This window comes from Rhizobium sp. PAMB 3182 (assembly GCF_052908355.1).
The window spans coordinates 3,295,290-3,320,299 of sequence record NZ_CM128607.1; the positions used below are offsets into that span (position 1 = coordinate 3,295,290).

The window sequence follows — 25,010 nt, forward strand, 5'->3', positions numbered from 1 at the left end:
TAATTCACCAACTTTGCTAACCGGAAAACAAGGCTGGTTCCAGCAATATGGTGCAATGGGTGAAGACCCTGTTGTCGAAGCAAATGAATGGGAATGCGATGGCACTGTCCTCCTGGTCTGATCAGCAAGTAATCGCCCAGTTGAATTCCGGTTCGCGCTGGACCTCGTCGGTCATCACGTACTCATTCGCCACCTCGGCAAGCGGCATTGCCACATACTCCGGCGAAGGCTCGGGATTTTCCGCCTTCAGCTCGACACAGCAGTCACGCGCGCAACTGGCGCTGACGCTCTGGGACGACATCATCAAGCCTTCGGTCCAGCAGGTGGCGGCCGGCTCGTCGTCCACTACCTCGAATATCGAGTTCGGCAATTCCAGCACCGGCGTCAGCTATGCCCATGCCTATTACCCGTCGGTCGGCAGCGTCTGGCTGAACAGCGCCTACAATTCGACGACCGGCGTCAATGACCTGATGACGCCGAAGATCGGCGCGCACGGCTTCATGACCTATATCCATGAGATCGGTCATGCCTTCGGCCTTGATCACATGGGCGACTATAACGGCTCCGCCGAAACGCCGTCGTCCTATCAGGATTCGACGGTCTACTCGGTGATGTCCTATTTCGGCCCGTCCTGGGGCTCGGGCAGCGCCAACGGCCAGGGACTGGTTGCCTGGGCGGACTGGGTTGGATCGGACGGCAAGCTCTATTCGCCGCAGACGCCGATGATGAACGACATCATGGCCATGCAGGCGATGTATGGCGCCGACACGACGACGCGCACCGGCGACACCGTCTACGGCTTTTCGTCGAACATCACCGGCGTAACGGCGGCGATCTACGATTTCAGCCAGAATCTGCACCCGATCATCTGTATCTGGGATGCCGGTGGAAACGACACCATCAACCTGTCCGGCTGGAACACCGCCAGCACCGTCGATCTGGCGCCGGGCAGCTTCTCGTCCGGCAATAGCATGACGATGAACATCTCCATCGCCCGCAACTGCTACATCGAGAATGCGGTGACTGGCGGCGGCAACGATACGGTTTCCGGCAACGAACTGGCCAACGTCATCACCACCAACGGCGGCAATGACGCCGTCTACGCCCTGGCTGGCGACGACACGATCGCGGCCGGTTCCGGCAATGATATCGTTGACGGCGGAGACGGGACGGATACGGTCCTCTTTGAAGACAGCTGGTCGAACATCAGCTGGACCTATGATGTCACCACGGTGACCTTCACCTTCATGAGCACCTTGATCGGCTCGGATACGATTACGGCCGTCGAACGCTTCATCGATAGTCTGAATGTCGTGCGGACGTTCAGTTCCCTGCTCGATCCGGCTCTTTTCGATCCTGCCGCCTCCGTTTCCGCTGAAGCTTCCACGGTTGCGGAGGGCGATGAGGGCACCAGTTCCGTCACGTTCAATGTGACGCTGAGCAGGGCGGCAGACACGCAACAGCAGGTGAGTTGGGCGCTGGCGGGAACCGGTGCCAATGCTGCCAACAGCAGCGATTTTTCCGGCGACACGAGCGGTGTGCTGACATTTGACGCCGGCGAGACGTCGAAGACAATCACTGTGTTCGTCCGCGGTGATACGGTCTACGAACAGGACGAAACGTTCCGCATCGTGCTGTCCGATCCGACATCCGGACTGGATCTGGGTGTTGCCACGGCTGATTTCACGATCGTCAATGACGATGCTCAGCCAGTCTACAACGAAATTGCGGGCACCAAGATATCCGAGTTGCTCCAGGGCACTGATGATGCGGATCGTATCGTCGGCAATGGTGGCAACGACAGGCTGCTTGGTGCAGCGGGCAGCGACATCCTGATCGGCGGATCCGGCAACGACTATCTCGACGGCGGCACCGGTGACGATCAGCTCAACGGCGGCAGCGGTAATGATATCTACGTGGTCGACAGCGTCGGCGACGTCATCATGGAGATCGCCGGCAAGACGGGTGGGACGGATACGGTCTACACGACCTTGGAAAGCTTCGTCCTCGGCGCCTGGCTTGAGAAGCTTAATTTTCAGGGCGACGGAGACTGGACTGGGACGGGCAACGAGCTTGCCAATGTGATCACCGGCGGCAGCGGCAATGACCAGCTATTCGGTGGCGCCGGAAACGATACACTGAACGGAGGCATCGGCAACGACGTTCTGGACGGCGGTTCCGGCATCGACCGGATGATTGGCGGCACGGGTGACGATGAATACTATGTCGACAATGCGCGGGATGCGATTGTCGAATACAGCAATGGAGGAACCGACACGGTTTTCGCCAATGTGAGCAGCTACAAGCTGTCGGCCAATGTGGAGGATCTGACCTATGTCGGGACGTCCTCCTTCAAGGGATATGGCAACGCCTCCAACAACGTGATGACCGGCGGGGATGGTGCCGATTATCTCGATGGCGGCGCCGGCAATGATACGCTGATCGGTGGTGACGGTGCCGACCGCATGTATGGCGGCAAGGGCGATGACACCTATTATGTCGATTCTGCTGGTGACCTTGTGTTAGAAGCGAAGAACGCCGGTACCGACACAGTCCATGTGACGTTGGAAAGCTACACGCTGGGCGCCAATCTCGAAAACCTCATTTACGATGGCGACGATGACTTCCAGGGGACGGGCAACACGCTCAACAACAGCATTTCAGGCGGCGCAGGAAGCGACGTGCTGAACGGCTCTGCCGGAAATGACTGGCTGGCAGGCGGTGCCGGCAACGACATCCTGATCGGCGGATCGGGCAAGGACAGTTTCTTCTTCCAGCATATGGGCAGCGAGAGTGCCGATACGCTGGCGGACTTCTCCAGTGCAGATGACACTATCCTGCTTGATCACGGCGTCTTCGTCGACCTTCCGTCTCTGGGTGAGCTTCTGGAAAGCGCCTTCGGGACAGGAACCGCGGCCACGACGGTCGACCAGCGGATCATTTATGACGATACCGCGGGAACGCTTTCCTACGATAGCGACGGCAACGGAGCGAATGCTGCCGTGGTCTTCTCGCATGTGGCTTTGGGCACGGTTCTTCAGCATCAGGATTTTGTCGTGGTCTGAGCCCGACAGATCGGCAGATTCTGATATCTTCAAGCAAAAGGCCCGCTCGACGACGAGCGGGCCTTCTTTCATTTTCCATCCGGCAGCGGATCAGGTGCGCGGCTTGAGGTTTTCCGGGTCGTAGAGCGGCTTGTAGCCGACGGCGGCGACTTCGACGGGGTAGGTTTCGGCGAAGTATTCGACGTTCAGCTTGCGGCCGACCTGGCAGTATTCCTTCGGCAGATAGGCGAGCGCGATGTTCTTGCCGATCGTCGGGCCGAAGGCGACCGAGGTGGTGTAGGAGATGCGGCCGAGTTCATCCACCAGCGTCTTGCCGGTTTCGGGATCCATGACCGGCATGGAGCCGACCGGGTAGCGCTTGACGCCGTTGGCATCGGTGTTCTCGGTCATCACTAGCGTGCAGAGCATGGCCGGCTGCTGGTCGCGGGCCTTGTATTCCAGATGCTTGGCCTTGCCGCGGAAGTCGGCTTCCTTGACCTTCGGACGGGCGAGATCGGCTTCCAGCAGGTTGTACTGGGTCAGGAGGTCGGCGTTCTGCAGGCGCAGGCTCTTTTCCATGCGGCGCGAGTTGGCATAAGTCTCGACACCGATTGCCATGACGCCAACGCCACGCAGTGCATCCCAGACGGCCAGGCCGTCCTCGTACTTCATGTGCAGTTCCCAGCCCTGTTCGCCGACGTAAGAGATGCGGAATGCGGAGACCGGCTTGCCGGCGATCTCGATCTGCTTGATTGCCGCGAAGGGGAAGTTTTCCGGATCGAGGGCGGCCGGATCGGCAACGACCTTCTTCAGGTTTTCGCGCGCATTCGGGCCCCAGATGCCGAGCGTCGTGTACTTCTCCGAGACGTCGGTGACGGTGACGTCGAAGCCCTTGTCCTCGGCGACGCGCTTCACATAGTGGAAGTCGCGCGGGCCGGCATCGGCGCCGTCGATGACGCGGCAGCGGTCCGCCATGCGGATGACGGTCAGGTCGGCGCGCACCATGCCCTCGTCGTCGAGGAAGTGGGTGTAGATGCCCTTGCCGATGTTGTTGTCGCCGCCGATCTTGGCCGCGCACACCCATTCCATCAGCTCGACATGATCGGGTCCCTCGACGTCGAACATGTAGAAGTGCGAGAGATTGATGATCGCGCAGTCCTCGCTCATCGCCAGGTGCTCGGCATTCGAGACGCGCCAGAAGTGGCGGTTGTCCCATTCGTTCTCGCGGACCGGAACCTTGTCGCCGTATTTCTCGAGCAGATGCTCGTTGGCGGCGTAGCCGTGGGCGCGTTCCCAGCCACCGAGTTCCATGAAGTAGCCTCCGAGTTCCTTCTCGCGCTCGTAGAAGGGCGAGCGCTTGACGTTGCGGCTCGATGCATAGGGTTCGCGCGGGTGGACGGCGGGGAAGTAGATCTTCTGGGCTGCCTCGAAGCAGCGGTTCTCGATGAACTCTTCCGTCAGCTGGTGCGGGTAGAAGCGTGAATAGTCGATCGAGTTGTGATCGATCTCGGTGCGGCCGTCGGTGATCCAGTCGGCGATCAGCTTGCCGTAGCCGGGGCCGTCCTTGACCCAGATGGCGACGCAGTACCAGAGGCCGCGCACCTTCTGGCTTTCGCCGCAGGACGGACCGCCGGCGGCCGATACCTGCAGCAGGCCGTTGAAGGAGTGACCTTCATTGTAGCCGAGCTCGCCGAGGATCGGCGTCAGCTCCATGGCGCGTTCGAGCGGCTCGATGATCTGTTCCATCTCGAGGTCGCGCTGCGAGGGCGAGAGGCGGGCCTCGTGCTTTTCGAGGAGTTCGCGCGGATGGCAGAGACGCGGATTGGTCGTCTCGTAGTAACCCCATTCGATCTGGCCGCCTTCGGTCGTCTTCGGGTCGCCGGTGTCGCGCATATAGGCGGAGTTGCCCTGGTCGCGCAGCAGCGGGAAACCGATTTCCTTGCCGGTGCCTTCGAACTCGTTATAGGGGCCGAAGAAGGTCAGGGGATGGTCGACCGGCATGACCGGCAGGTCTTCACCGACCATCTCGGCGATCAGGCGGCCCCAGAGGCCGGCGCAGACGATGACGTGGTCGGCATAGATGGTGCCGCGATGGGTGACGACGCCCTTGATGCGGCCGCCCTCGACGATCAGCGACTTGGCCGGCGTATTGCCGAACATCTGCAGCTTGCCGGACTTCTCGGCGGCATCGACGAGCTTGCCGGCAACCGTCTGCGAGCGCGGGATGACGAGGCCGGCGTCGGGATCGAACATGCCGCCCTGCACCATGTCTTCCTCGATCAGCGGGAACTTTTCCTTGATCTCGGCCGGGGTGACGAGATGGGCGCGGGTACCGAAGGCCTTGGCCGAGGTCACCTTGCGCTTGATTTCCTCCATCCAGGTGTCGTCGCCGGTGCGGGCGACTTCGAGGCCGCCGATGCGGGCGTAGTGGCCCATCTTCTCGAAGAAGTCGATCGAGTACTGCGTCGTCCAGACGGACAGGTAGTCGTGGCTGGTGGTGTAGCAGAAGTCGGAGGCGTGCGCCGTCGAACCGATGTCGGTCGGGATGCCCGACTTGTCGATGCCGACGATGTCGTCCCATCCCCGTTCGATCAGATGATGGGCGATCGAGGCACCGACGATGCCCCCCAGACCCACGATGACGATCTTCGCCTTGTTCGGAAACTCTGCCATTTCTTGCGACCCTGATTGGAAGTTTTGCCAAATCATAATTGCTGGCGCGACACGACCAAAGCCTGTCTACGACATTCTCCGCATACTGTACGACGAGCGGAATTTGGTCCTCCTCCATCGACAGCCATCGTTACCGGCGCGAACGGCCGGAACCTGCGCCTCTACAGGGCGTGGAACCTTTCCGGCGGATCGCGCGTTAACAGGTCACAAGAAAGGGAGACACTGTCATGGACACGCAAAGCATTCTTACCGTCTGCATCATCGCAATGGCAATCATTCCGATCGTCTGTGCCGGCTGGTACGCCAACGTCAGGCACTGATTCATTCTATTCGCATCCGGTCCGGGCCCGGCCGCTTCGCGAACCCGCTTTTTCGGATCGGCCGGCATCAGCCGCCGAGGGCAATCGCCGCCACATCCTACTCAGGATCCATCCCGCAGGTTCAGTTCCTCCTTGGACCATTCGTGCCGGTTGATCCTCAGACTCCTCCAATTCCTGCAGAATAAGCCAGAAAACCTGCGCCCCCGCATGCGATCGCGATTGCCGTAATCGCGGCAAGGCTTGCGCCGTAAAGCCGTGTGCCGGACGTCAGCGCCAGAACCGCCTTGGTGAAGAGATTGACCGCGGCGGCAATCAGTATGGCAAGGGCTGCGGTCTGCAGCGACACTGTCGACTGCGACAACTGCGCCGCGGACAGCGTTATCGCGTCCAGGTCGGCGATGCCCGAGACGGCGGCAACGCCGAGCAGGCTCGCCGATCCGAGTTTGGCTATCAGGAACCGCGAGACGAAGCTGACGACAGCCAGCAGGGCGCCGAATTTCAACACCATTCCGAGCTCGAACGGGTTGCTCAGGTTTACGGCGGGCGCGCCGCCCGTCGCGACAGATCTGCGGACCATCAGCGCGGTCGCCAGAAGGAAGGCGATCACTGCCGGCACGGTAGCACTTGCGACCGGCAGCAACAGGCCGGGTGCGATTGCGGCAGCGATCACCGTGGCGCGGCTCAAGGACAGGGCGCCGGCAATCGTCGCGCCGGCGGCAAAGCGGCGCGAAAATGCCGGTGTCTCCGCCGCCATGCGGGCGAAAGACAGGGTGACGGCGGTCGAGGACACGAAGCCGCCGGCGGCACCGGCGAAAAGGACCCCCGCCTGCGGGCCGGCGATGCGGATCGCCAGATAGCCGACATAGGAAATCGCCGCGATCAGGATCGTCAGCAACCACAGTTCGAACGGGTTGAACCCGCCCCAGGGATCTATGGCCCTGTTCGGCAGCAGCGGCAGGGCGACGAAGGTCATCGCCAGCAAGACGAGCGCGGCCCGGAGTTCCAGCCATGTCATGCGCCGCAGGAAGCCGTGCAGGCTGTGGCGTGCGGCAAGCAGAGTCGCGGTGACGACACCGCAGGCTGCGGCGATCTTCATGTCGGAAAGCACCGCGAGAATGCCGAGGGCCAAGACCACGAAAGCGGAGACCACATTGGTCACGGAGTGATTGTTCTCCTGCTCCGCCTCCATCTTCTGGAAGACGACGAAGGCCAGGCCGAAGCAGAGCACGATGGCCGCCGGCAGAACCCAGCCCGTCGTCTGGCCGATGAGGGCGGTCACTCCACCCAGGAAGCCGACAAGCGCGAAGGTCCTGATCCCCGCGGTCCGCCCGCCCGCCGGCTGGTCACGCTCCTGCCAGCCGCGCTCGATGCCGACCAGAAGGCCTATCGCGAGCGCCAGCGCCAGACGCTGGAAAACGTCCAATGTCTCCATCCCTCAAGCGTCCTTTCCCGGACTGCAATATGGATGCCATCATAAGCCATGGCGCAGCGATGGAATTGACTTGTGTCATGTCCTCAGCGGCCGTTCGTGCGTGATCGGCCACGCGTTAACACTTTTTCGCGGAATCACGCTTGCGAGCGCGGTTCGGTAAAGATTCAATTTATCTTTTTCCGGTAAATCTTTGTTAGCAACTCCGTTCGGCGTGGCTGTAAGGCCGGGCGGGAGCACTCCTGAACCCCTTGTATCGAGTTTTGTGTTCATGCGCTTTAAGGCTTTTTCCCTCCTGATCCTCGCCAGTGTCGCGCTCGCCAGCTGCAGGGCGACGTCCGGCCCCACGGAGGCCTTGAACATCGTCGCGCCGCAGGACGTGACCGGGTCGATCACGCCGCCGGAACCGGTCGGCAATGTCCCCGTCAAGGCGGTCGCGCAATCCGCCGATCCGCAGCCGCATGAACTTGCCTGGGCGGGCGACGTACCGGCATCGGGTGCCGTCGAAGCCTCGACCGTTGCCATCAGCATGCCGCTTCCCAGCGAACGTCCGCTGGGCGGTGATAGTTTCGACGCGACGCCGTCGCCGGCGGTGCTGAAAGGCTCCCGCGTCTACAGCAGCCGCTTCCGCGACGCCAAGCCGATCAATTTCGGCAAGCGCTCACCGCATAAACACGCCGTCCACGGCGTCGATGTATCGCGTTGGCAGGGCAATATCGACTGGCCGAAGCTCAGGACCCAAGGTGCCAATTTCGCCTATATCAAGGCCACCGACGGCGGCGACCATCTCGACCCGATGTTCAAGACCAACTGGCGCAATGCCAAGGCCGCGGGCCTGAAGCGCGGCGCCTATCACTTCTTCTACTGGTGCCGCACGGCCGGCGAACAGGCCGACTGGTTCATCCGCAACGTGCCGCGTGATCCGGATGCCTTGCCGCCGGTCATCGATGTCGAGTGGAACCACCAATCGAGCTGCAAGCGCCGCCCGTCGCCGGAAAAGATTCGCGAAAAGATGCAGGTCTTCATGGACATGCTCGAACGCCACTACGGCAAGCGGCCGGTCATCTATACGGCGCCGGACTTCTACCAGGACAACCTGCAGGGCGCGTTCAAGAGCCATCCCTTCTGGCTGCGTTCGGTGGCCGCGCATCCGTCCAAGGTCTATCCGGGCCGTGACTGGATATTCTGGCAGTATTCGGGTTCCGGCCTGTCTCACGGCGTGGACGGACGCATCGATCTGAACGCCTTCCATGGCAGCGAAGCCGAGTGGCGGCGTTTCTCGGGGTCGGGCCGCAGCTGAGGTCTGACGGAACGGCCGCTCAGGCGGACCTGCGGCGGATGATCTCGAAGCCGAGATCCGTCACCTTGTCCGGCAACGGTCCGCCCTCGCAACGGGCCAATACGGCCGCAGCCGCCGCGTGTCCCAGTTTCGTGCGATCGACGCGGACCGTCGTGATGGCGGGTTCGACATGGGCGGCGAATTCCTGGTCGCCGAAACCGATGACGGCAACGTCTTCCGGGATTTTCAGGTTTCGGGCGTTGGCCTCGATGATGAGACCGTGAGCCAGAATGTCGGAACTGCAGAAGATCAAGCCGTCACGAAAACCCTCTTCTTCGATCAGCCGTCGCATTGCGTCGCGACCGTGCGAAAGCCTGGCAATTTCCTCGAAGTTGATTGCCGCCGTCGTCTTGCCGCTGAGACGAGCGATTTCACGGATGAACGCATCCCGCCGACGCGTGGCGCGCTCGTCGCCTGCGCTGACGGTGGCGAAGTTGCGGTAACCGGCGTTGACGGCGAAACTGGCGGCGGCTCGACCCGCCTCGACATGGGAAAAGCCGACGCAAAGATCGATCGGGCTTTCCGTGATGTCCCACAATTCGACGACCGGTATACCGGCGGCCAGCAGCATCCGGCGTGCCTCCGCCGTATGATGGATGCCGGTCAGCAACATGGCGTCCGGCCGGCGTGAAAGATGCGTCATGATCAGCTTCTCTTCCTCGGCCGGGTCGAAGCCGGTCTCGGACAGCAGGATCTGGTAGCCGTGGCCGCTGATGCCCTCGGTGAAGGCCTTGATCATCCAGGAATAGACGATGTTGGTAATCGACGGCACCAGCGCCGCGATCAGCTTGCTCCGACGGGAGGCCAGCGCGCCGGCCAGCGCGTTGGGCACGAAGCCGGTGGTCTCTATCGCCTGTTTGATCTTTTCCAGAGTCGCCGGCGAAACCTTCGATGGATCGCTGAGCGCACGGGACACGGTGACCTGCGACACGCCGGCCAGCCGGCCGACGGTCTCCATGGTGACGGATCGACCCGCCGCCGGTCGCGCCCCGACGCCGTCTCCCTTCTGCCTTACCCGCGTCCCCGAACCGGATTTTGCCATTCCGAGCCTGACCCTTCATGTTTTCGGATTCGGCTTATCCTAGCATCAGCCGTTGCCGTTTGCCTTGTTCTTGCGCGATAGAATGACGGAAACCCAGACAGACGCCGCGATCAGTATCCACAACAGGACGGCAATCCAGCTCTTGGTGAAGAAGATCGTCAGATCGCCGAAGGATTCCAGGCTCTTGACGAAATAGATCTCCGCGGACGGGCCCAGAATGAAGCCGATGATGAAAGGGGCGATTTCGATGCGGATCTTCATTGCCAGCCAGCCGAACAGGCCGAAAATCAGCAGCGTCCAGACGTCGAACATGACGCCGTAATTGGTGGTGTAGGCGCCGATCGTGCACATCATCAGGATCAGCGGAAACAGGATGTGCTTCGGCACGGTCACGATGAGCGCCAGATAGCGGATCGCCAGGTACATGATGGCGAACATGGCGATGTTGGCGATCAGCATCGCGACAATCATCGCGTCCCATGTGCCGGGATTGTTGCCGATGAAAAGCGGTCCCACCTGCACGCCCTGCAGCGTGAAGGCGCCGATCAGCAGCGCGGTCGTCGAATCTCCCGGGATGCCGAGCGAGAGCAGCGGGATGAGCGCCCCGCCGGTCAGGCCGTTGTTGCCGGATTCCGATGCGATGATGCCGGCGGGTTCTCCCTTGCCGAAACGCTCGGGCGTGCGCGAAAAGGTCTTGGCGTTCGAATAGGCGAGGATGGAGGCCGCCGACCCACCGACACCGGGCAGGATGCCGACGAAAGTGCCGATGCCGGAGGAGCGGATGAGATTCCAGATCTGGCCCTTGAACAGCGACAGCTTGAATGTCGAATCTCGGCCGACCTTGATGTCGCGGATGCTCTGACCTTCGGGTACTCCCTTTTCCGCCTCGTCGAAGACGGCGGCGATCCCGAAAAGGCCGATCAAGACGGGAAGCAGTACGAAGCCGTCCTGAAGCCAGTATTCCAGGCCGGGCGGGATCAGGCGAAACTCGCCGTTGCCGCCGTTTTCGATCGAATAGGTGCCGATGAGGCTGATGAAGATGCCGAGAAAGCCGGAAAATATGCCCATCAGCATATTGGAGCTCAGCGCGCCCATGACGGTGAGCGCGAAGAGGATGATGAGAAACTTCTCGACATAGGAGAACTTGATTGCGAAATCCGCGAGCGTCGGGGCGAAGAGGTAAAGGATGAGCAGGCTGAACAGGCCGCCGAAAACCGACGAGATGATGCCGATCCGCAGCGCCTTCTCGCCTTCGCCCCTCTGCGCCATCGGATAGCCGTCGAGCGTCGTGGTGATCGAGGAGGGGGTGCCCGGTATGCCGATCAGCACCGCCGGCACCAGTCCACCGGAAATGCCGCCGACGTAAAGGCCGAGCAGCAGCGCGAGACCGTTGTTGAGGCCGAGCGAATAGGTGAGCGGCAGGCAGACGGCGACCGCCATGGTCGCGGTCAGGCCCGGTATGGCGCCGAAGATGATCCCGATGAAGGTCCCGGCGACGATGAGTACCAGGAAGAGCGGGGTGATGAAGTCGAAGATTTCCATGAGATGATGTCCGCGAGAGGTCGGATCAGGGCAGCGTCAGGTAGAAGATGTCGTTGAAGAGCCACCAGGAAAGAACGGGCGCCACGAGCGCCATGATGACGACCGGCACGAGAGACCTCACCGTGCGGTGGTGCATGAAGAGCACCGACGTCAGGAAGACGAACGGAATGGAACAGGCGAGGAAGCCGAAACCGGTATTGGGGATGAGTTCTCCGACCGGCTCGAGCAACCAGAAATAGATGAAACAGAGGGCGATCACGCCGAAGAAACGGAACTTGTCCATCTGCGAGACGATCTCGCGCCAGTAGCCGACGGATCCGGCCAGCGATCGCCGCCGCTGAATGACGATCGCCAATCCCAGGATGACGAGAACGGCTCCGATCACCGTCGGGAAGATGAGGTGCGATGTTGCGAAGTTGATCTTGACTTGGGTCAGGCTGCTCATGCCGGCTTCCTCAAAGAAAAAGGCGGGTTGGGCCGGAGACGAACTCCGGCCCGCACTGTTTAGTTGCCGGTGATCTTCTGGATGATCTTTGCGTAGGCGGCGTTCTTTTCCTCGATATCCTTCGAGGACTCCGCAGAGGGCTTGAAGTCAGGAATGAAGAAGGCCTCCTTCTGGCGTTCCTGGATCTTGCCGTCGGCGTAGATGTCCTTCATCGCGACATCGATCGCATCGACCAGATCCTGTGGCATGTCCTTGTTGTAGATGAAGAAGAATTCCTTATCGAAGACAAAGTCCTTCTTGCCATCTTCCGTCACGCTGGTCTTCGGGCTCGTATATTTCAGCATGTCATCACGCGAGGTGTTGCCCATGCCTTGCGCGGGGGCCTGTTCGATGGTCTCGGGCCGTGCCGTGATCCAGATGAAGCGCATGGCCTTCTGATCGGATTCCGGGAGCTGGGTGAACTGCTCGTTTGCCTGGATCGAGCCGTTGATGACGTCCGCGAGGTCGTCGAACATGGCCTGGTTCTTGTCAGACTGGCTGCCGGTATTGACCGGAACCAGATTGGCTTCCGAGCCGGGCGAGAGAATGCTCGCCGCATTCTTCATGGCGGAAAAGCCGATTTCCGAGACGCCGCCCGGCTGGATCGCCACCCGGATCTTCTTGCCGTCTGCGGCTGCCTTGAAGATGTCGTCCATCGTCTTGTAGGGCGAATCCTTGGACACCAGGTAGGCATTGCCGGGATTGATAGCGATGGTCGGGCCGACCTTGTATTTCGCGAAGAGGTCGTCGTAGCCGCGCACGCCATAAAGGTGACCCAGGAAGGCCTGGTCGTGGAAGATCATGATCGTCGTGCCGCGTTTGTCACGTTCCAGGGCCTTGAAGCCTTCGCTGAAGCCGACTGCGTCCACCTTCATGTTCACGCCGAGCTTCTCCGAGAGCGCATCGGCGATGATCGCGGAGTTCTGATAAGTGTCGCCTCCCGTCGAGGTGGAGCCGATCACCACACGAATGTTGTTTGGCAGGTCCACCGCCCAGGCGGTGATCGGCTGGGTGAGGGCCATTACGGCACCGGCGGCCAGAATCATTCTACGGGTTAGCTTCATGTTTTCCTCCCAAGCACCGCCGTGAGGCGGTTGGTTTTTAAGTCAATCAGGTGATAGCGGTGCGCAAACGCTCCCATGAATGCGCATACATAAATTTGGTCAGTTGTTGTCGCCTTTGTCAACCCAATACTTCGGCGTAATTTTCGCGATTAATCCACATGTGATGGCAGTTGACATGAATTTATGAAAGCGCATACATAACTTGCATTGTCAGGGAGGTGCCGATGCACGACAAGAAGAATCCGGAAAAACTCCGTAGCGCGCGCTGGTTCGCGCCCGATGACCTGCGGTCGTTTGGTCACCGCTCGCGCATGATGCAGCTCGGCTATTCCGAGGACGACTTTCGCGGCAAGCCGGTGATCGGCGTGCTCAACACGTGGTCGGAACTCAACTCCTGCCATTCGCACTTCAAGGAGCGGGTGCAGGACGTCAAGCGCGGCGTGCTGCAGGCCGGTGGCTTCCCCGTGGAGATGCCGTCGCTTTCCGTCGACGAGAGCTTTACCAAGCCGACCTCCATGCTCTACCGCAACATGCTGGCGATGGAGACGGAGGAGATGATCCGTTCGCATCCGCTCGACGGCGTGGTGCTGATGGGTGGCTGCGACAAGACCACCCCCGGTCTGGTCATGGGCGCGCTGTCGGCCGGCGTGCCGATGATCTACCTGCCGGCAGGACCGATGCTGCGCGGCAATTATGCCGGCAAGTATCTCGGTTCGGGGTCGGATGCCTGGAAGTTCTGGGACGAGCGGCGCGCCGGCAACATTTCCGATTCCGAATGGCTCGGCATCCAGGGCGGCATCGCCCGTTCGGCCGGCACCTGCATGACGATGGGTACCGCCTCGACGATGACGGCGATCGCCGATGCGATGGGCCTGACATTGCCCGGTGCATCCTCGATCCCGGCGGTCGATTCCGGCCACCAGCGCATGGGCGCCGACTGTGGCCGGCGGATCGTCGAGATGGTCTGGGAAGAACTGACGCCGGACAAGATCGTGACAGAAGCCGCCTGCCGCAACGCGGCGATCGTCGCCATGGCGACCGGCTGTTCGACCAATGCCGTCGTTCACCTGATCGCAATGGCGCGCCGTGCCGGCGTGCAGATGACGCTCGACGATCTCGATGCGCTCGGCCGCGTGACGCCGCTGATCGCCAATGTCCGGCCGTCCGGCAAGGACTACCTGATGGAAGACTTCTTCTATGCCGGCGGCCTGCGGGCTCTGATGAAGCAGATCGAGGACCGTCTCGATCTTTCCGCGCTGACGGTGACCGGCAAGACCATGGGCGAGAACCTCGAAGGCGCCAAGGTCTACAACGACGACGTCATCCGGCCGCTGTCGAACCCGGTCTACCACGAGGGCTCGCTTGCCGTGCTGCGCGGCAATCTCTGCCCGGACGGCGCCGTCATCAAGCCGGCCGCCTGCGATCCGAAGTTCCATGTCCATGAAGGCCCGGCGCTGGTCTTCGACAGCTATCCGGAGATGAAGAAGGCGATCGATGATGAAAATCTCGACGTGACGCCGGATCATGTGCTGGTGCTGCGCAATGCCGGCCCGCTCGGCGGTCCGGGATTCCCCGAATGGGGCATGCTGCCGATCCCCAAGGCGCTGATCAAGAAGGGGCATCGCGACATGTTGCGCATCTCTGATGCCCGCATGTCCGGCACGTCCTACGGCGCCTGTGTGCTGCACGTCGCGCCGGAAAGCTATATCGGTGGACCGTTGGCGCTCCTGAAGACCGGCGACATCGTCCGTCTCGACCTGCCGAACCGCAGGCTGGACATGCTGGTCAGCGAGGAGGAACTTGCCGCCCGCAAGGCGGCATGGCAGGCGCCCGCACCACATTTCGAACGCGGCTGGGGCTACATGTTCTCCAAGCACGTCACGCAAGCGGACCAGGGCTGCGATTTCGACTTCCTGCAATCCGATTTCGGTCGCCCGGTCGGCGAACCGGACATCTACTGAGCGCGAGAGGACAACCGCATGGCTCACGATCTAGACAAGGCCCTCAAGGGCATCTCCGGCATTCTGGTCACGCCTTATGACGAGGGCGGCGACATTGCGCCGGCCCGCCTGAAGCCGATCATCGATCACGTGCTCGGCGCGGGGATGCATATCCCGGTCGTCAATGGCAACACCGGCGAGTTCTACGCGCTGACGACCGATGAAGCCTGCGCCATGGCGACGGAAGTGACCGGCATGGTCGACGGCCGTGCGCCGGTGCTGGCCGGCGTCGGTCGTGGCATTCGCGATGCCTGCCGGCTCGCCAGGGCTTCCGCCGATGCGGGGGCAGCGGCGCTGATGATCCATCAGCCGCCGGATCCGTTCGTCTCGCCGCGAGGCACCGTCGACTACATCAAGGCGGTCAGCGACGCATCCGGCGGGCTGCCTATCATGCTCTATCTGCGCAACGACGCGATCGGAACGAAGGCGATCGCCGATCTTTGCGCCGTGCCGGGCGTAAAGGGCGTCAAATGGGCGACGCCCAATCCGATGAAGCTCGCCGAGGCGATCGCCGCCTGCGACCCCTCCATCGTCTGGGTCGGCGGTCTCGCCGAAGTCTGGGCGCCGGCCTTCTACGCGGTGGGTGCGCGTGGCTTCACCTCGGGTCTCATCAATCTCTGGCCGGAGCGCTCCATGGCGATCCATGCGGCGCTTGAGGCCGGCGATTACGCCAAGGCGCGCGAACTGATCGCTGCCATGAGGGCCTTCGAGGAAGTTCGCGCGGAGGAGCTGAACGGCACGAACGTTACCGGCGTCAAGGCGGCGCTAAAGGCGATCGGCAAGGATTGCGGCGCAACGCGGCCGCCGTCCGCCTGGCCGCTGACTTCGGCGCAACAGGCCAAGATGGAAGGTTTCCTGCGGGCCAACGGCCTGATCTGACGCATCTGATTGAGGACAACGAGATGAAATCCGAGACGAAAGAAAAACTGATGGGCGTCTCCGTCGCGACGCTGGCGACGGCACTCTTCAAGCGCGGGCTGCGCAACCAGGTGATCCAGGGCGTGCATCCGGTGAAGATGAAGGGCAAGAACATGGTCGGCCCGGCGTTTACGCTGCGCTACATGCCGGCCCGCGAGGACCGCAACCAGCTGACAGAGTTCCGCAATCCGCAGCACCCGCAGCGCGTCGCGATCGAGACCTGCCCGGAAGGCCATGTCATGGTCATCGACAGCCGCAAGGATGCGCGCGCGGCAAGCGCCGGCGATATTCTGGTGACGCGGTTGATGGTGCGCGGCGGGGCAGGGATCGTCACGGATGGCGGCTTCCGCGATGCGGTGACGATCGGTGAGCTCGACATTCCTGCCTATCACACGCGGCCGTCCAGCCCGACCAATCTCACCCTGCACGAGGCGATCGAGATCAACGGTCCGATCGGCTGCGGTGACGCGCCGGTGTTCCCCGGCGACATCATCGTCGGCGACGACGATTGCGTCATCGTCATCCCGGCGCATATCGCCGACGAGATCGCCGACGAGGCTGCGGAAATGACGGTCTACGAGGATTTCGTGGTCGACCAGGTGAAGGCCGGCGAGACCATTATCGGTCTCTATCCGCGCACCAAGGACGAGCACCTGGCGACCTTCGAGGCCTGGCGCAAGAAGACCGGCCGTTGACCGGCCGTTTCTTCGGACGGAGAGCGAGGCCTATTTGAAGAGCCTGCTCTCCGGCTTCGGGAAGAAGGCATCCACCTCTTCCGTCGTCACCTCTGCAAGGCTTGCGGCCTGCCAGCGCGGATTGCGGTCCTTGTCGATCACCGCCGCTCGGATGCCTTCGTAGAAGTCGTCGCTCTTCAGCACGGCGGCGGTGGCGGCGAACTCGCGTTCCAGGCATTCCTCGAGAAGGGTCGTGTGTCGCCCGAGTCGCAGGAGCTTCAGCGTCACCTTGAGGCTCAGCGGCGACTTCGACTTCAGCACCTTCAGCGTCTCGATCGTAAAGGGGCTTTCGTTGCGCTGCAGGACGGCGAAGATATCCTCCATGACATCGAAGGCGAAGGCCTGGTCGATCAGCGTCTTGTCCTGTTCGAGCCTGCCGCGCGGCAGGTCAGTTTCGAAACCGCGGATCAGGGCGGAGATGTCGGCGCGTGTGCTGCCAGCGGGAAGGGCCGCAAGGGCGTCGAGCACGTCGGCAATCCGTCCGCTTTCGACGTAGAAGTCGGCAAGGCCAAGCGTGATGACGTCAGCGGCGGCAAGCTGGCTGCCGGTCAGGCCCGCATAGGTGCCGAGTTCGTTGCGCTGGCGGCTCAGGAACCAAGATCCGCCGATATCCGGGAAGAAGCCGATGCCGGTTTCCGGCATGGCGAAGCGTGTGCGCTCGGTGACGATGCGATGGCTGCCATAGACGGAAACGCCGACGCCGCCACCCATGACGATGCCGTCCATCAGCGCGATATAGGGCTTCTTCAGCCGGTGGATGCGCGCGTTCATCCGGTATTCCTCGGCCCAGAAGGTCGCAGGCATATCGGAGCCGGATTTGCCGCCGTCGTAAAAGGCGCGAATGTCGCCGCCGGCACAGAGGCCGCGCTCGCCTTCGCCGGTGATCAGGATCGCGGCGATCCCGTCATTGGCCTCGAATTCATCCAGTGCCGCCTCGATATCGCGCACCATGGAAAGCGTCAGGCTGTTCAGCGCCTTCGGGCGGTTCAGGCGGATGCGGCCGATGGCGCCGGCGCGTTCCGTCAGCACCAGTTGTTCCGGCTCTGCCGGCGATGTCCGCGTCTCAGATGTGGATTGCATGACCGAGTGCCTTCAATGCTGCCTCCTGCAGGGCTTCGCCGCGGGTCGGGTGGGCGTGGATAGTGGCGGCGATGTCTTCCAGCCGCGCACCCATCTCGATGGCCAGCGCAAACGTGCTCGACAGTTCCGAGACGCCGCTGCCGACCGCCTGAATGCCGAGTACCACATTCGTTTCCGCCTGCGCCACCACCCGCACGAAGCCTTCCTCCGCTTCCGTCGTCATTGCCCGGCCGTTCGCGCCGAACGGGAACTGGCCGATGCGTATGTCCGAGCTTAACGCCCGAGCCTCGTCGGGCAAGAGGCCGGCGGAGACTATTTCGGGATCGGTGAAGCAGATGGCCGGAATGCAGCGCTTGTCCCATTCGCGTTTGAGGCCGGCGACGATTTCCGCCACCATTTCGCCCTGCGCCATGGCGCGGTGGGCGAGCATCGGTTCGCCGGTCACGTCGCCAATGGCATAGACCCCGCGCATGGAGGTGCGGCAGCGTTCGTCGATGCGGACGAAGGGACCGGCGCGGTCGAGGTCTAGCTCCTCCAGCCCGCTGCCTTGCGTGCGCGGACGCCGGCCGACGGTGACCAGCACCTTCTCCGCTTCCAGCCGTCGCTCGCCGCCGTCGGCGGTCTCTATCAGCAGGGTGTTGCCGTCGAGCCCTTTGGCCTTTGCTCCGGTCAGCACCTCGACGCCCAGCTGTTTCAGCCGCGCCAGCACCGGGCGGACCAGGTCGCCATCGTAGAGCGGCAGTATCTGTCCGGTTGCTTCGATGATCGTGACTTTGGCGCCCATCTTGGCGAAGGCGGTTCCGAGTTCGACACCGATATAGCCGCCGCCGACGATCGCCAGCGTCTGCGGCACTGCCTTCAGCGACAGGGCTTCCGTCGAAGAAATGACATTTCCACCGAAGGGCAGGGAGGGAAGCTCGACCGGCGCGGAGCCGGTGGCGATCACAACGGTCTCGGCGCGGATCAACTGAGCGCCGGTTTCGGTTTCGACCTCCACCGTCTTGCCGTCGCGAAAGCGGGCTGTGCCTTCGACGACCCTGACCTTCGCCTTGCGCAACAGACCGGCGACGCCGCCGGTCAACCGGCCGACGATGCCGTCCTTCCACTCGACCGTCTTCTCAAGATCGAGCTTGGGTGCGTCGAGGCTTATGCCGATGCGGCTTGCGCCGGCGGCCATGTTCCGGACCTTTTCGAACTCATCGGCGGCGTGGATCAGCGCCTTCGAAGGGATGCAGCCGATGTTGAGGCAGGTGCCGCCCGGCTTGCCGGCATCGACGATGACGGTGTCGATGCCCAGCTGTCCGGCGCGGATGGCGCAGACATAGCCGCCGGGGCCGGCGCCGATGACGAGAAGTCTGCAGGTCATTTCCTTCATCGCATCAGTCCTCGATAAAGATCAGAGCCGGGGTTTCGAGAAGCGCCTTCAGCCGCTGGATGAAGGTCGCCGCGTCCCAGCCGTCGACAATGCGATGATCGAAGCTCGACGATAGGTTCATCATCTTGCGGGGCACGAACTGGCTTCCGTCCCATGCCGGGCGAGTGGCTATCTTGTTGACGCCGATGATCGCGACTTCCGGATGGTTGATGACCGGCGTCGAGACGATGCCGCCCAGGGCGCCGAGCGACGAAATGGTGATGGTCGAACCGGTCAGTTCCTCGCGTGCTGCGGTATTGGTGCGCACCGCATCAGCCAGGCGTGAGACTTCCGCCGCGCAGTCCCAGATGCTGCGGAATTCCGTATGCTTGACCACCGGCACCGTCAGTCCCGACGGCGTCTGCGTCGCCACGCCGATATGCACCCCACCATGGCGGGTGATGACATTGGCGTCGTCGTCGAAGGTGGCGTTGATTGCCGGCTGTTCCGCAATCGCCTTGACCATGGCGCGCATCAGGAAGGGCAGGATGGTGAGTTTCGGCTGGCTCGCCTTGCGGCCGTTGTTCATGGTAGCGCGCAGTTCCTCAAGATCGGTCATGTCGACTTCCTCCACATAGGTGATGTGGGGGATGCGCGAGGTGGCAAGCGTCATCTTCTCGGCAATGCGGCGGCGAAGGCCGGTAAGCTTCACCTGCTCGGAGCCCGTGTTGCGCTTGAGACCCGCCGGGGCGGCTGCCGACCCTTCGCCGCGGGAGAGAAACTGCTCGATGTCCTCATGGGTGATCCGGCCGGCCGGGCCGCTGCCTCGGACTTGGCGCAGGTCGATGCCGGCGTCGCGCGCCCGCTGGCGTACGGCGGGTGAGGCGAGAGGCTTTGCGGCATGCGGCTGTGGTTTGGGGGCTGCAACGATGGGCTGCGTCGTCTTCGGTGCTTCGGCCTTGGTGGGCTCTTCCCGCGCGATAGGCTTTTCCTCCTCCGGCGGCCTGGACGGCGTGTCCCGCGGCGGCTCTTGGTCCGTGGAGGCCGATGCGTCTGTCTCGATCTTCAGGAGCGGCGCCTTGACGGCGATCGTCTCGCCGACCTCGGCGCCGAGCCATGTCACGATCCCGGCGACGGGCGAGGGGATCTCGACGGTCGCCTTGTCGGTCATCACGGCGGCGAGCACCATGTCCTCGCGGACCGGATCGCCGGGCTTCACATGCCATTCGACCAGTTCCGCCTCGGCGATGCCTTCGCCGACATCCGGCATCTTGATGGTGTATTCGCTCATGGCTCAGCCCTCCATCACCTGTTGCAGGGCGCGGCCGACGCGCTCGGGACCAGGGAAATAGCTCCATTCCTGTGCGTGCGGGTAGGGCGTATCCCAGCCGGTGACGCGGATAATCGGCGCTTCGAGGTGATAGAAGCAGGTCTCCTGCACCAGAGCGGCAATCTCGCCGCCGAACCCCGACGTCAGCGTCGCCTCGTGGACGACGACGCAGCGGCCGGTCTTCGACACCGACTGAACGATCGTCTCCAGGTCGAGCGGCACCAGCGAGCGCAGGTCGATGACCTCGGCGTCAATGCCGGTCTCTTCGGCGGCGGCGAGCGCCACATGCACCATGGTGCCATAGGCGATGACGGTGACGGCCGCACCTTCGCGCCGGATCTCGGCCTTGCCTATCGGGATCGTGTAGTGGCCCTCCGGCACCTCGCCGAGCGGATGCTTCGACCAGGCGACGACCGGGTTCTCATGATGGCCGTCGAAGGGGCCGGAATAGAGCCGCTTCGGTTCGAGGAAGATCACCGGGTCGGGATCCTCGATAGCGGCGATCAGCAGGCCCTTGGCGTCATAAGGGTTGGAGGGGACGATGGTCTTCAGGCCGCAGACATGGGTGAAAAGCGCCTCGGGGCTCTGGCTGTGGGTCTGGCCGCCGAAGATGCCGCCGCCCGTCGGCATGCGCACGACGATCGGGCAAGTGAAGTCGCCGTTCGACCGATAGCGGATGCGGGCGGCTTCCTGGGTCAGCTGGTCATAGGCCGGGTACATGTAGTCGGCGAACTGGATTTCGACGCAGGGCTTCAGGCCGTAGGCGGCCATGCCGATCGCCGCGCCGACGATGCCGGATTCGGAGATCGGCGCGTCGAAGCAGCGGGTCTTGCCGTATTTTGCCTGCAGGCCCTGCGTGCAGCGGAAGACGCCGCCGAAATAGCCGACATCCTCGCCGAAGACGACGACATCGTCGTCACGCTCCATGGAGATATCCATGGCGCTGCGGACGGCTTCGATCATGGTCATCCTGGCCATCGTCAGTACCCCGCCTGCTGGCGTTGACGGCGGATATGCGGCGGCATCTCCTGATAGACGCCCTCGAAGATATCGCGTGCCGAAGGCTTGGCGCCGGCATGCAGCGTACCGTGGCTTTCGGCTTCCTTCTGCGCCTGGATGACGCTATCCATGATCTCGGCTTCCGCCTGCACGTGACGTTCCTCGGACCAGGCACCGCGGACGATCAGGTGCTTCTTCAGCCTGAGGACCGGGTCGCCGAGCGGCCAGGCTTCGGATTCGGTCTTCGGCCGGTATGCGCTCGGATCGTCGGAGGTCGAATGGGCGCCGACGCGGTAGGTGACGTATTCGATCAACGTGGGCCCAAGATTGCGGCGAGCCCGCTCGATGGCCCAGCGGGCAACCGCGTGGACGGCGAGATAGTCGTTGCCGTCGACACGCAGCGAGGGAATGCCGAAGCCGAGGCCGCGGGCGGCAAACGTACCGGAGCCGCCGCGGGCGATGCCCTGGAAGGTCGAGATCGCCCATTGATTGTTGACGATGTTGAGGACGACGGGGGCCTTGTAGGTCGAGGCGAAGACGAGGGCGGAGTGGAAATCGGATTCCGCCGTCGAGCCGTCGCCGATCCAGGCGGCGGCGATCTTGGTGTCGTTCTTGATGGCCGACGCCATGGCCCAGCCGACTGCCTGCACGAATTGCGTGGCAAGATTGCCGGAGATGGTGAAGAAGCCATGCGCTTTCGACGAGTGCATGACCGGCAGTTGGCGGCCGTGCAGCGGGTCGGCCTCGTTCGAAAAGATCTGGTTCATCATCGTGACGAGTGGATAGCCGTCGGCAATCAGCAGGCCCGCCTGCCGGTAGGTCGGGAAGTTCATGTCGCCCTTCGACAGCGTCTTGCGGAAGGCGCAGGAAACGGCCTCTTCGCCGAGATGCTGCATGAAGAAGGAGGTCTTGCCCTGCCGCTGCGCCATCAGCATGCGGGCATCGAAGGCGCGCAGCGTCATCATGTGGCGAAGACCGGCGAGAAGCTCGTCGTCTGTGAGCAATCCGGCCCAAGGGCCGACGGCCTCGCCGTCGCGGTTGAGCACGCGGATGATCGAATAGGCGAGGTCGCGGATCGTCTCCGGCGCCGCGTCGATCTCGGGCCGCGGCACGCTGCCGGCCTTCGGGATCTTCACGTTGGAGAAGTCCGGCTCCCCGCCGGGGCGCACCGCGGGTTCCGGAACATGCAGGCTCAGGTGACCGGGCTCACTCATGCGTCATTCTCCTCCTCTTTCAAATTCAGGCTTCCGCCGCGGCCCCTCTTCCGGCGACGGAAGCCCGCCCGCTACAAGGCGCGGGCGATGACCATGCGCTGCACGTCGCTCGTGCCCTCGTAGATCTGGCAGATGCGGACGTCGCGATAGATGCGTTCGACGGGATAGTCGGCCATGTAGCCGTATCCGCCGTGGATCTGGATGGCGTCGGAACAAACCTTTTCGGCCATTTCCGAGGCGAAGAGTTTTGCCATGGAGGCTTCCGACAGGCAGGGCAGGCCGGCTTCCTTCAGCGCTGCGGCATGCAGGACGAGCTGCCGGGCGGCCTCGATGCGGGTTGCCATGTCGGCGAGGCGGAAGGCGACGGCCTGATGGTCGAAGATCGGTTTGCCGAAGGCGTTGCGCTCGCGGGCATAGTCGCGGGCTGCCTCAAAGGCGGCGCGCGCCATGCCGACGGCTTGGGCGGCGATGCCGATGCGGCCACCCTCGAGATTGGCGAGCGCGATCCGGTAGCCTTCTCCTTCTTCGCCGAGGCGCAGGTCGGCCGGAATGCGCATGTCGGTGAAGGCGATCTGGCAGGTGTCGGAGGAATGCAGGCCAAGCTTTTCTTCGACCCGCACGACCTCGTAGCCGGGCGTGTCCGTCGGTACGATGAAGGCAGAAATGCCCTTCTTGCCGGCGGCGGGATCGGTGACGGCGAAGATGATGATCATCTGGCCGTTCTTACCCGACGTGATGAACTGCTTGGCGCCGTTGATGACGTAATGGTCGCCGTCGCGCACCGCCTTTGTCTTCAGGTTCGATGCATCGGAGCCGGCCTGCGGCTCGGTCAGCGCAAAGCCGCCGATCCATTCGCCGCTGCTAAGCTTCGGCAGGAAGCGTTCCTTCTGGGCGTCGGTGCCGAAGTTGAGGATTGGAACGCAGCCGACGGAACTGTGAACGCTCATTATGGTGGAGCAGGGGCCGTCGCCGGCGGCGATCTCTTCCAGCGCTATGGCATAGGCGACCGCACCCGTCTCCGAGCCGCCATAGGTTTCGGGCACCAGCATGCCGAGGAAGCCGAGGTCGCCCATCTCTTTCAGTTCGTCCTTCGGGAAGCGGGAGTGCCGGTCACGCTCGGCGGCACCCGGCGCCAGGCGCTCGCGGGCAAAATCGCGGGCCATGTCGCGGATCTGTTCTTGTGCTTCCGTCAGGATCATGCGCGGGTCTCCTCCCAATTCCTTTTTATCGCGGGCGTTCGATCGCGATGGCGGTTGCCTCGCCGCCGCCGATGCAGACCGCCGCCATGCCGCGTCTAACATCATAGCGCTCCATCGCCGCCAGCAGGGTCACGATGATGCGAGCACCGGAGGCACCGATCGGATGGCCGAGCGCGCAGGCGCCGCCATGGACGTTGACCTTGTCATGCGGCAGGTCAAGGTCACGCATCGCGGCCATGGCGACAACCGCGAAGGCTTCGTTGATCTCGAACAGATCGACATCCTTCAGGCCCCAGCCGGTCTTCGCGGACAGCTTTTCCAGAGCGCCGATCGGGGCCGTGGCGAATTGAGCGGGGGCCTGCGAATGGGTTGCGTGGCCACGGATCACGGCAAGCGGCGTCAGGCCGCGGCGGTCCGCCTCCGACCGCCGCATCAAAACGAGGGCGGCCGCGCCGTCGGAAATGGAGCTGGAATTGGCCGCCGTCACCGTGCCGCCGTCGCGGAAGGCCGGCTTGAGGGTCGGGATCTTTTCGGGCTTCGCCTTGCCCGGCTGTTCGTCTATGGCGACGAGCGTTTCGCTCCTGCCATTGCGCACAGTGACCGGAACGATCTCGTGTTCGAACAGGCCGTGGGCGATGGCCTTTTGCGCGCGGTCCAGCGAGGCGATGGCGTAGTCGTCCTGCATCTCGCGGGTGAACTGGTAGGCCTCGGCGCAGTCCTCGGCAAAGGTGCCCATCAGCCGGCCCTTGTCATAGGCGTCCTCCAGCCCGTCGAGGAACATGTGATCGATGATGCGACCATGGCCGAGGCGGTAGCCGCTGCGGGCTTTTTCCAAGAGGTAGGGGGCATTGGTCATGCTTTCCATGCCGCCGGCAACGCAAGCGGTGGCCGAGCCCGCCGCGATCAGGTCATGGGCGAGCATGGCGGCCTTCATGCCGGAGCCGCACATCTTGTTGATGGTGGTTGCACCCGATGCGTAGGGAATGCCGGCGGCAATGGCCGCTTGACGGGCCGGCGCCTGACCGAGACCGGCCGGCAGCACGCAGCCGAAGATGACTTCGTCGATCGTATCGGCGGAAACATTGCCGTGTTCCAGGGCGGCGCGGATCGCGCTGGCGCCGAGTTCTGGCGCGCTGGTGCCGGCAAACTGTCCCTGCAGGCCGCCGATGGCGGTGCGGGCGGAGCCGACGATCACGACCGGATCTTCCGTTGCCATTTTCACCTCCCAATGAAACTGATTTGATG

The 25,010-nt window shown here is 62.9% G+C and carries 18 protein-coding genes; 5 read left to right on the forward strand and 13 right to left on the reverse strand.

Annotation, left to right across the window (positions count from 1 at the left end):
• Positions 1-98: 98 nt before the first annotated feature.
• A complete protein-coding gene (locus tag ACU5AZ_RS15845; protein WP_446823300.1) occupies positions 99-3,065 on the forward strand; it encodes a M10 family metallopeptidase C-terminal domain-containing protein in 2,967 nt (988 codons plus the stop codon).
• A 90-nt stretch (positions 3,066-3,155) separates the two neighbouring features.
• Here the strand turns inward: ACU5AZ_RS15845 and ACU5AZ_RS15850 are convergent, their stop codons facing one another.
• Positions 3,156-5,717 carry a GcvT family protein gene (locus ACU5AZ_RS15850; RefSeq protein WP_446823301.1) on the reverse strand — a complete coding sequence of 854 codons (2,562 nt, stop codon included), beginning with the start codon at positions 5,715-5,717 and terminating at the stop codon, positions 3,156-3,158.
• A gap of 477 nt (positions 5,718-6,194) precedes the next feature.
• Entirely contained in the window at positions 6,195-7,469 is a 1,275-nt protein-coding gene (locus ACU5AZ_RS15855; RefSeq protein ID WP_446823302.1) for an MgtC/SapB family protein, read from the reverse strand.
• A gap of 268 nt (positions 7,470-7,737) precedes the next feature.
• Here ACU5AZ_RS15855 and ACU5AZ_RS15860 point away from each other — a divergent pair, with 268 nt between their 5' ends.
• Positions 7,738-8,766: a glycoside hydrolase family 25 protein gene (locus tag ACU5AZ_RS15860; protein WP_446823303.1), complete on the forward strand. Its 1,029-nt coding sequence runs from the start codon at positions 7,738-7,740 to the stop codon at positions 8,764-8,766.
• Positions 8,767-8,785: 19 nt separating this feature from the next.
• Here the strand turns inward: ACU5AZ_RS15860 and ACU5AZ_RS15865 are convergent, their stop codons facing one another.
• Genes ACU5AZ_RS15865 through ACU5AZ_RS15880 form a run of 4 tightly spaced genes read right to left on the reverse strand, consistent with a single transcriptional unit; the run spans position 8,786 to position 12,937 of the window.
• On the reverse strand, positions 8,786-9,847 hold the full coding sequence (locus ACU5AZ_RS15865; RefSeq protein ID WP_446823304.1) for a LacI family DNA-binding transcriptional regulator: 1,062 nt from the start codon (positions 9,845-9,847) through the stop codon (positions 8,786-8,788).
• A 45-nt stretch (positions 9,848-9,892) separates the two neighbouring features.
• Positions 9,893-11,389 carry a tripartite tricarboxylate transporter permease gene (locus ACU5AZ_RS15870; protein WP_446823305.1) on the reverse strand — a complete coding sequence of 499 codons (1,497 nt, stop codon included), beginning with the start codon at positions 11,387-11,389 and terminating at the stop codon, positions 9,893-9,895.
• Positions 11,390-11,414: 25 nt separating this feature from the next.
• A complete protein-coding gene (locus tag ACU5AZ_RS15875) occupies positions 11,415-11,834 on the reverse strand; it encodes a tripartite tricarboxylate transporter TctB family protein (RefSeq protein ID WP_446823306.1) in 420 nt (139 codons plus the stop codon).
• Between the two features lie 59 nt (positions 11,835-11,893).
• Positions 11,894-12,937, reverse strand: a complete 1,044-nt coding sequence (locus ACU5AZ_RS15880; protein WP_446823307.1) for a Bug family tripartite tricarboxylate transporter substrate binding protein — start codon at positions 12,935-12,937, stop codon at positions 11,894-11,896.
• 224 nt (positions 12,938-13,161) lie between these two features.
• On the opposite strand from ACU5AZ_RS15880, the gene araD reads away from it, so the two are divergent.
• From araD to ACU5AZ_RS15895, 3 genes are read left to right on the forward strand one after another with little or no spacing between them, the layout of a single operon-like run.
• Positions 13,162-14,898 (forward strand): L-arabinonate dehydratase, encoded by a 1,737-nt coding sequence (gene araD / locus ACU5AZ_RS15885; RefSeq protein ID WP_446823308.1) that lies wholly within the window; start codon positions 13,162-13,164, stop codon positions 14,896-14,898.
• Positions 14,899-14,916: 18 nt separating this feature from the next.
• Entirely contained in the window at positions 14,917-15,816 is a 900-nt protein-coding gene (locus ACU5AZ_RS15890; RefSeq protein WP_446823309.1) for a dihydrodipicolinate synthase family protein, read from the forward strand.
• A 23-nt stretch (positions 15,817-15,839) separates the two neighbouring features.
• Positions 15,840-16,550 (forward strand): ribonuclease activity regulator RraA, encoded by a 711-nt coding sequence (locus ACU5AZ_RS15895; RefSeq protein WP_446823310.1) that lies wholly within the window; start codon positions 15,840-15,842, stop codon positions 16,548-16,550.
• A gap of 30 nt (positions 16,551-16,580) precedes the next feature.
• Here ACU5AZ_RS15895 and ACU5AZ_RS15900 read toward each other — a convergent pair whose 3' ends face one another.
• The 7 genes from ACU5AZ_RS15900 to ACU5AZ_RS15930 form a co-directional block, all read right to left on the reverse strand.
• Positions 16,581-17,669 carry an enoyl-CoA hydratase/isomerase family protein gene (locus ACU5AZ_RS15900; RefSeq protein WP_446823311.1) on the reverse strand — a complete coding sequence of 363 codons (1,089 nt, stop codon included), beginning with the start codon at positions 17,667-17,669 and terminating at the stop codon, positions 16,581-16,583.
• Positions 17,653-19,044, reverse strand: a complete 1,392-nt coding sequence (lpdA, locus tag ACU5AZ_RS15905; RefSeq protein WP_446823312.1) for a dihydrolipoyl dehydrogenase — start codon at positions 19,042-19,044, stop codon at positions 17,653-17,655. Before lpdA ends, ACU5AZ_RS15900 begins: the two co-directional genes overlap by 17 nt.
• A gap of 4 nt (positions 19,045-19,048) precedes the next feature.
• Positions 19,049-20,314 (reverse strand): dihydrolipoamide acetyltransferase family protein, encoded by a 1,266-nt coding sequence (locus ACU5AZ_RS15910; protein WP_446823313.1) that lies wholly within the window; start codon positions 20,312-20,314, stop codon positions 19,049-19,051.
• A 3-nt stretch (positions 20,315-20,317) separates the two neighbouring features.
• The gene (locus ACU5AZ_RS15915) at positions 20,318-21,331 is read right to left on the reverse strand and encodes an alpha-ketoacid dehydrogenase subunit beta (RefSeq protein WP_446823314.1); all 1,014 of its coding nucleotides are present in this window, start codon (positions 21,329-21,331) and stop codon (positions 20,318-20,320) included.
• A 2-nt stretch (positions 21,332-21,333) separates the two neighbouring features.
• The gene (locus ACU5AZ_RS15920) at positions 21,334-22,566 is read right to left on the reverse strand and encodes a thiamine pyrophosphate-dependent enzyme (protein ID WP_446823315.1); all 1,233 of its coding nucleotides are present in this window, start codon (positions 22,564-22,566) and stop codon (positions 21,334-21,336) included.
• A gap of 71 nt (positions 22,567-22,637) precedes the next feature.
• Complete coding sequence (locus tag ACU5AZ_RS15925; RefSeq protein ID WP_446823316.1) at positions 22,638-23,765, reverse strand: acyl-CoA dehydrogenase family protein; 1,128 nt, start codon at positions 23,763-23,765, stop codon at positions 22,638-22,640.
• Between the two features lie 25 nt (positions 23,766-23,790).
• On the reverse strand, positions 23,791-24,981 hold the full coding sequence (locus ACU5AZ_RS15930; RefSeq protein WP_446823317.1) for an acetyl-CoA C-acyltransferase: 1,191 nt from the start codon (positions 24,979-24,981) through the stop codon (positions 23,791-23,793).
• Positions 24,982-25,010: the final 29 nt, after the last annotated feature.